Raw genomic sequence first — 7,895 nt, forward strand, 5'->3', positions numbered from 1 at the left:
TGTCCGAAAACGGCCAGAAGCACGCCGGAATGGCCCCGATCCGATCAGGGTGCCGAAAAACACGCGCTCAGAGCGGCAGTCGCGGTATCGACCGCCCAAATCATCCGGTTGTTGCGGGTGTCCAGCTCAAGCTCGTCAAGCGTCAGATGTATGGCCGCGGGAAGATCGACCTACTGCAGGCGCGGGTAATCGGCGCACAATGATCCACCGCACCACCAAAATTGCGTCAGACCCCCGTTTGCACGCCGATCTAGGGTCCCCATTCCGAGCCGATTAACAGGCTGATCGGGGGCAACGTTCGGTCAGTGCATGCCCAACCAAGCGACGACATCATAAGATGTCGAGACCGTGTCTTGGTGCGGTCTTTCGCGGCAGGAGGCCATTTTCATACCGCAGACACTCTCGACACTCCGATGCAAATGAGTATCTTTTGAGCTTGGGGACAACAGACGACTGCATTCATAATTCGTGAGCGTAAGCACGACGTGCCGCACTCACATTAAGCATTTCAATGATCGGTCTCGCGATGGCAGAAAAAACAGAAGTCCCGAGCGATGCATGCCGTCGTATCGTCCTTTGTGGATTTGAGACGGATTCACTCTCGTTCTTCGCCGATCTGATACGGCTCGGTTCGCAGTCCCCTACGAAGCGAACAGATCGTTCGGCCGCAGAGGTCTCGATCACCGCGGATCGCACGGTCATTTCGGTCAGCTGTGATGACTTGTTCCGATTGCGAAAGTTGGGACGCAGATTTACGAAGTCTAATGAGGACTGGCGGACCATCATTCTAGTTGGTGATCCACGGCAAGTACTGCGCAAGCGGGAGCAATCAACTGGGGCATATGCAATCGGCTACGACCGATCCCTCGACATCTCCGCGGCCGGTATCGTGACTTATTCATCGCCAGGCTTGTTGAGAGTTTCAGAAGCAATTCGCCTAGCGCGGACGGCCTATCCTGAGCGCACACTTGTTGTCCGTTGCGAGGATATTGATCGAGATCCCGAATTGATCCGACACGCATTATCGAGTTTTACCGGCTTACCAATGAGGCGGCCCTTCTCGGGGCTTCTACAACATCCTAAGCTTAGCCGAAGGCCATGGCCATCGTTATCCGACTGGCAAATCAATGAGAAGGACGCGGCTCGCTTGGTGCGCCAGTTCCGACTTGCTCCCGAACTAAACGATCTTCGGGAAGAGTGGGGATACGCGGCGCGGGCGGACTTAGCTTGGCTCAGCGCACTGGGCGACGCGGCGCGGTGCGGGTTTGATGATACGCAAGGAACGATTTTTTGCTATCATACTGACGACACGTTCTACGCAAGCGAGGTGGCGCGGCTGAGACGCTCAGTAGAAGTGTTGGGCTTAAAGCTGGACATCACTGTCGTCCCTCCTACACAGGACTGGCTTTCGGCGGTGCGGCTGAAGCCCATCGTATTGCTCGAAGCTAGGAAGAGGATTCGGGGGCCGTTACTCTACATCGATTCTGATGCCATTGTGCATCGCACGCCTTGGCCGTATCTGCGCGGCTATTGTGGCGACATAGCCGTCGCCGGGCATCCGCGCCAAGCTATTATCAGTGGCACAATCTTTCTTAACGATACTGAAGGAGCAATTCAACTGCTCGAGGAATGGATCGCAGTTCAGGATGCTAATCCCGATCATTGGGATCAGCATTCTCTCGAACATCTAGTGCTTAGGCATGGAAAGGCGTCGGGTCCTCACCGTATTGAATATTTGCCGCCAGAACTGTGCCGGGTGTTCGATCGCGTTTATCCGCGTCCTATTGAGCCTATCGAGCCAATCATTGAGCATCTACAGGCTAGCCGCGAACGGTTTGCCGGAGAAACTGAGGTGAATGTCAACCTCACGCGCCGAAGACAGCGAATCGCTGAAGTCGATGCACTATACATTAGCGGGGAGAGACGCTCAAACACACTGCGGTTGCTAGCCAGTCGTGGGACCGACGTCACTCGCTGGTCCGAGCCGACCAATCTTCTAGCCTCTTGGACATCCCGGGCGCAGAAGGTCGCGCGACTGATCGAGCCCGGTGAAATTGTCCTCGACATAGGCTGCGGCGCTATGACCCTGGAATCAGAATTGCCAGAGGGTTGCACCTATATTCCTGCTGATCTCGTGAAACGCGATGAGCGTACGCTCCCATGCGACCTAAATGCAGGCCGGGTACCAGACCGCTACGCTAATGTCGTGACCATGATCGGTGTGTTTGAGTACTGCCATTCACCCGAATCGGTACTTGCGGTCATCGCCCGGCGCTGGCCGCGCCTTGTCCTGACTTACAATCCCGCAGATCTCGACGGAGGGCGCGACAGACTGCGGCACGGTTGGTTTAATGCGCTCAGTTCAGCGGCAGTCCTTGCGCTGGCACAGCAGGTCGGCTTTCGATTACGAATGATTGTTCCACTAGGGCGAGAGCGCATTTACGATCTGGAAATCGTTCCTTGACAATCCTATCGGTATTTCGCCGTGACGAAACGAATGTCGGAGACTGGAACTGCTGTCCCGGCCGTCTCCTCCAACTCGAACCGCGACAAGAGGCTGACATCCTCGACCTGCCGCGCAATTGGCGTGAGGGGGCCGTTATCGTCGGCGGCGGGGGGCTCATCGCGGAGACTTTTCGTCCGCATATGGAACAGTTGAGAGGACTTGGCAGGAATGGCCCACTGATAGCATGGGGAATCGGCGAGAGCTTAAACATAGATAGACAAGGGGGGGTCGTCCTTCCCTATCACGGGCCGCTCCCTGACTACCTCTCTTCCTTTGATCTCGTTGGCCTGCGCGATTGGGGAACGCAATACCCTTGGGCACCTTGCCCGAGTTGCCTCCTCGCAAGGTTCGACGAACCGCCCGAGATATCACGCCACGAAATTGTTGTGTATGAGCACAAGCGCATTCCGGTCCCAATCGAAGGCCTCCCGCGGCTCAGCAATAACGGCTCCGACATTGAGAAAGTACTAAGTTTCCTCGCCTCTGCGGAGGTAGTAATCACAAATTCTTATCATGGAGCGTACTGGGCTACACTGCTCGGGCGTCGCGTTGTGGCTATTCCTAACATGTCGAAGATGTATCGGCTCCGCCACGCTCCGGTACTGTCAGTTGCGGAGAGGTGGCGACGGGCGGTCGATTTAGCCGAACCTTATCCTAAGGCCCTTGCCGAATGCCGATCAGCGACCTTGGATTTCTATGATAAAGTTCTGACGCTTATAGGATCAACATCCTATTCACAGTGAACACCTCCCCGAAAATCGGGCAGTGATTGCTTCATATTCGGCAGCCAGTGTGGCGAACAGGGCTCTGCAAACTGGATTGAGCTGGATCTCCTGGCAGGTCAGTCGAACCATCCCACAAGACGAAGCCAGGATAGGCCAGAAGAACGGCGTCGTGCGGCAATGTGCCAGGCGCAGCACGCGGCCCCGCCAGCCCGCCGACCAGCGCCATAAATCGGCCTACCTGTTCGGCGCCATCTGCCCGGCGCGCGGCATCAGAGTTGCGCTCGCACTGCCCTTCGCCGACACCGAGGCGATGCAGTTCCACATCGACGAGATCAGCCGCCATGTCGCCAAGGGCGCACACGCGGTGCTGCTCATGGATCGCGCCGGGTGGCACACCACCGCCAACCTCAAAATCCCCAGGAACATCACGCCGATCTTCCTGCCATCGCGGGCGCCGGAACTGAACCCGGTCGAGAGCGTCTGGCAATATCTGCGCGCCAACTGGCTCTCCAACCGCGTCTTCGACAGCTATGACGCCATCATCGTCGCCGCCTGCGAAGCCTGGCAGAAACTGCTCGCCGCTCCCGTCACAATCACTTCAATCGGATTGCGTGAATGGGCGCACATCGGTCAATCCCAATGACGCTTGGTATCAGTCACTGCCCTATGGGCGGTTTCGGCCAGGAGGGCTTGGTCAAGCACCCGCGTCTGGTATGGACCGGGACGGCTTTCCTCGTCCGACGACTAGGATCTAGTTCCGGTACGCTATCGCGGAAGCTCTCACGCCGACCCTGCCCCTGCAAGGGCTGAACGTGCCGACATCCTGGTAGTCAAGCTTTCGGAGACTCGTGGCGCCAATCGCGGCGGCCTTGGTTTTCAGCTTCAGCAATGCTTCTGCCTGAAGCCCATATTCGTCGATGCGCGCTAGGAGACCTTCTGCGCAGGCATATGCATCCAGCGTTCCTATCGACGTAGCCCCAGCAACAATGCTGTCCACCACCTCAACCTCGCCGGCACTCGTTGGTGGATAGACGGGCCGCGGGAGGTTGTCCGGCGTGGAACATCCGGACACCGCTATCAGCCCGAAAAAGAAGATAGGACGCATACGTAAGGCCTCACACATCAGTAAACCATCCAATGATAGCAGAAATTCACCGCCTCGCACCACGCGCAATCTGGATACGCCGGTGACAGCCACATTGAAATAGTTCGCAAAGAACCTGACACTATCCGTCCACCTTCGGCAAGGACCGCCTGCCGTACGGCTCGACCGAAAGCCATTCGGGCCAACCCCAGGTCTGTTCGATCAGGTAGAGGGCAGCGGCGAAACCGATCACGCCGGCAGCTAAGTAGATTTGCTGTCGGGACGGAGGATTCCGCACCCACCTGGCCATGCGTATGAGCCACCATTCCATAGAGGATTGTTATCACACAAGGACACAGGCAGGCGATCGAACATCTTAGGCATTTCAGACAGGGGGTCCATCTCGCGCAATCGGCACTGTGATCGATGCAAGCGCCATGAGCTACTCCCCGATCCTTGGACAGATTTCCGGGTGGGTTAAGCTACTCTCCGCGCCTGCTGATCGGTTTCGATACTGCTGAACTAGACCACGGCGGGCGGTTGTCCGCCATGAGCGGCGCGAGGCCGCTGGTGGTTGTAGAAGGTGATCCAACGTCCGATGCCTGTCTTGGCCCGCGAGCCGGTCTCCCAGTCGTACAGGTAGACGCATTGATCCAAATGTCCTGGCTCTGGCTGCAGCATCAACCGCACTCTGCATTGACCCAATGGTTCAAGGAGCGGCTCAACGGTGGTCGCATGAAAAAATCGACCATCGTCGCTATGGCGCGCAAGCTGATGGTTGCGCTCTGGAAATATGTGACCTCTGGCTTCGTCATGGAGGGAGTGGCCATGAAACAGGCCTAGCAACAGGCTGACGCTGCAAAAATGTCTTGAATCCGCCAAGGCTGATCGACCTTGGAGGATGCGGGTCGATGAACCGATGTTGCGTTGGGCGAAATGCCGCTTAAGCAGAATGGTCGCGTCGTCCTGAGCCTTGCCCGCCGCAGGCGGGATGTTGGTGCAGTCGCAACAAGCGGCGACCGTATGTGAACTTGATCAGGCTCGGTAACCGAGCCGCGTCATGCAGTAAGGCTCGGAACCTGGATCCTATTGCCAATGGAGAGGTCTATGATGATCCTAAGATGATGCCTTGACGGGGTGCTATCCCATGTGAGCGCAGCACCGACGCCGAGAAGGCCGACATCAACGCGGGCAAAGTTCCGGATGCCTGGAAGGAGAAGCCGGCCAAGCTGCGGCAGAAGGATCGCGACGCGCGCTGGACGGTGAAGTTCTCGAAGGCGAAAGTGGCCGAGGATGGAAGGACCCAGCAGCGCGACATTGCCATTCCGGCTTTCGGCTACAAGAACCATATGTGGACGGCCCCCGTCTCGCAAGAAAGCTGCAACCTGTTTGATCGGATCGCTTGCGATCATATGTCCGGCCTTTGGGCGCGGTCGCACATGACCGCTGGCCAAGATGGTTTCCGCGACGCGAGTTCTCAACACGCCAGCGGCCTGTAGCGGCCGACGGTTCTTTCGGAGTGTCTCGCATCTCGAATCGATCGATCACACCATCTGCCTCTTCTCTTGCAAGTTCCGGCTTCAGCTCAGCACGGTAGCGGTAGAGGCGCTCCCCGTCGCTGTCTGATCTTCATGCGGCGTGCGCCAAGACAAGCGTCGCAGCATTTTTCCTGTAAGGCTCACCGGTCACCATCATCTTCCAGGCGATGCGGGCAATCTTATTGGCTAAAGCCACGGCAGCGAGTTTCGGCGGTTTGCGCTTGAGCAGATTAGCAAGCCAAGGCGAAACAGTGCCTCGACCGCATCGGGCATACCGGATGACGGCAGTGGCCCCGACAACCAGCACGCTGCGCAGGGCCTCGTCGCCGGCACGTGTGATGACGCCTAGCCTGACCTTGCCGGCAGTGGAGTGATCCTTTGGCGTCAGGCCAAGCCAGGCGGCGAAGTGCCGAGCCGATTGGAAAGTCTCAGGTGCGGGCGTCTTCATCACCAGCAACGACGCACCGATCGGGCCGACACCGGGGATTTGCGCCAGGCGTCGACTGCATTTATCCGCCCGATGCCAAGCCATTAGCTTGGCATCGACCTTTTGTAGCTGCACCAGTAACTGCGCGTATTCCTTGCCGTGAAGAGCGAAGAGCTCCCGCGCCAAACCAGGTAGCGTCGCGTCTGCCGCAATGCGCTCGAGCAACGGTTCGATTTTGCTCATCCCCTTCGCGGCGGTCAGTCCGAACTCGGCTGCATAGCCGCGAATCGCGTTGGCGAGTTGCGTTCGATTGCGGACCAGCCGGTCGCGCACGCCCGCCAGCATCAATGCCGCCTGGCTGTAGGCCGCCTTTACCGGCACGAATCGCATCGTCGGTCGGCTCATCGCCTCACACAGCGCTTCGGCATCGGCCGCATCGTTCTTGCCTCGCTTGACGTACGGTTTGACCAGCTGCGGCGGAAGCAGCTTTACCTGGTGGCCGAACGACTGCAGCAGGCGCGCCCAGTGATGAGATCCGCCACACGCTTCGATCGCAACTACCATAGGCGGCATGTCGGGCGACCTGAGAAATTGACCCCCTTCCGACACGAGGAACTGCCCCCCTCTTCGTGAAGAGGAGGGAATGATGGAGACACCAGAATCCGGCCACTCTGTCTCGCGTGGATCCATGACGCGGGGAGAGGAGATGCTGCAGCCCGACGAGGTGGCGGCGATGATGCGGCTGCACGGACTTGGCTGGGGAGCCAAGCGGCTTGCGCGCGAGTTCGGCTGCGCACGCAACACGGTGCGACGATATCTTCGCCAAGGTGGTTCGGTGCCGTTTCGACAGCCTGTGCGGCGCTCGGCGCTGGACGGGCTCGAGGATTGGCTGCGGGAGCGGTTCTTCCGGCACGGCGGCAACGCCGATGTCATCCGCCAGGAACTGGTTGCCGAACATGGGGTGGTACTCAGCCTTCGTCACGTCGAGCGCCGGGTCGCGGGCTGGCGGCGCGAACTGAAGGCGCAGGCCCGTGCGACGGTGCGGTTCGAGACGCCGCCTGGAAAGCAACTGCAGATCGACTTCGGCGAGGCGCGGGTGTGGATCGGCGACGAGAAGCTGCGCGTGCATCTGTTCGTCGCCACGCTCGGCTTCTCGCGCCGGATGCACGTGCGGGCCTCGCTGCGGGAACGGCAGGCGGACTGGTTCGAGGGGATGGAGAGCGCCTTCGTCCACTTCGGCGGCGTGCCCGCGGAGGTGCTTCTGGACAATGCCCGGGCGTTGGTCGAACACCATGACGCGGTGACGCGGGAGGTTCGGTTCAGCGCCAAGCTTCACGCCTTCGCGCGGCACTGGCGCTTCCGTCCGCGGGCCTGCGCACCGTATCGGGCCCGGACGAAGGGCAAGGACGAGCGGGGCGTCGGCTATGTGAAGAAGAACGCGGTGGCCGGCCGCAGATTCGAGAGCTGGGCAGCGTTCGAAGCGCATCTTGTGTTTCGGCGTGGAATAAGGACCCCGTTTCAGGGGTGATCGGCATCCAAAAGGGCCCCCTTGTAGCGGCGGGTGTTTCACACTGCCTCCGGTTTGATCGGAGGCATTTGTTTTGGATGTTGGTCG

General features: G+C 59.1%; 2 protein-coding genes and 6 pseudogenes. 7 read left to right on the forward strand and 1 reads right to left on the reverse strand.

Going from position 1 to position 7,895, the window contains the following annotated elements; genetic code table 11:
• The 6 genes and pseudogenes from ABGN05_RS29840 to ABGN05_RS29865 all read left to right on the forward strand — a co-directional run.
• Positions 1–203, forward strand: a pseudogene (locus ABGN05_RS29840) (hypothetical protein); the annotation flags it as partial.
• 323 nt (positions 204–526) lie between these two features.
• Positions 527–2,464: a methyltransferase domain-containing protein gene (locus ABGN05_RS29845; RefSeq protein ID WP_367957675.1), complete on the forward strand. Its 1,938-nt coding sequence runs from the start codon at positions 527–529 to the stop codon at positions 2,462–2,464.
• 182 nt (positions 2,465–2,646) lie between these two features.
• Positions 2,647–3,249: a polysaccharide pyruvyl transferase family protein gene (locus tag ABGN05_RS29850; RefSeq protein ID WP_367957678.1), complete on the forward strand. Its 603-nt coding sequence runs from the start codon at positions 2,647–2,649 to the stop codon at positions 3,247–3,249.
• A gap of 115 nt (positions 3,250–3,364) precedes the next feature.
• Positions 3,365–3,874: pseudogene (locus ABGN05_RS29855) on the forward strand (IS630 family transposase); the annotation flags it as partial.
• Positions 3,875–4,966: 1,092 nt separating this feature from the next.
• Positions 4,967–5,158: pseudogene (locus tag ABGN05_RS30220) on the forward strand (IS110 family transposase); the annotation flags it as partial.
• Positions 5,159–5,454: 296 nt separating this feature from the next.
• A pseudogene (locus ABGN05_RS29865) lies at positions 5,455–5,667 on the forward strand (IS5/IS1182 family transposase); the annotation flags it as partial.
• A 277-nt stretch (positions 5,668–5,944) separates the two neighbouring features.
• Here ABGN05_RS29865 and ABGN05_RS29870 read toward each other — a convergent pair.
• Positions 5,945–6,853 (reverse strand): annotated as a pseudogene (locus tag ABGN05_RS29870) (IS110 family RNA-guided transposase); the annotation flags it as partial.
• A 115-nt stretch (positions 6,854–6,968) separates the two neighbouring features.
• Between ABGN05_RS29870 and istA the strand changes: the two are divergent.
• Positions 6,969–7,769 (forward strand): annotated as a pseudogene (gene istA, locus ABGN05_RS29875) (IS21 family transposase); the annotation flags it as partial.
• Positions 7,770–7,895 lie beyond the last annotated feature (126 nt).

The sequence above is a fragment of the Aquibium pacificum genome, assembly GCF_040839445.1.
In the GTDB taxonomy this organism is placed as follows: Bacteria; Pseudomonadota; Alphaproteobacteria; order Rhizobiales; family Rhizobiaceae; genus Aquibium; species Aquibium pacificus.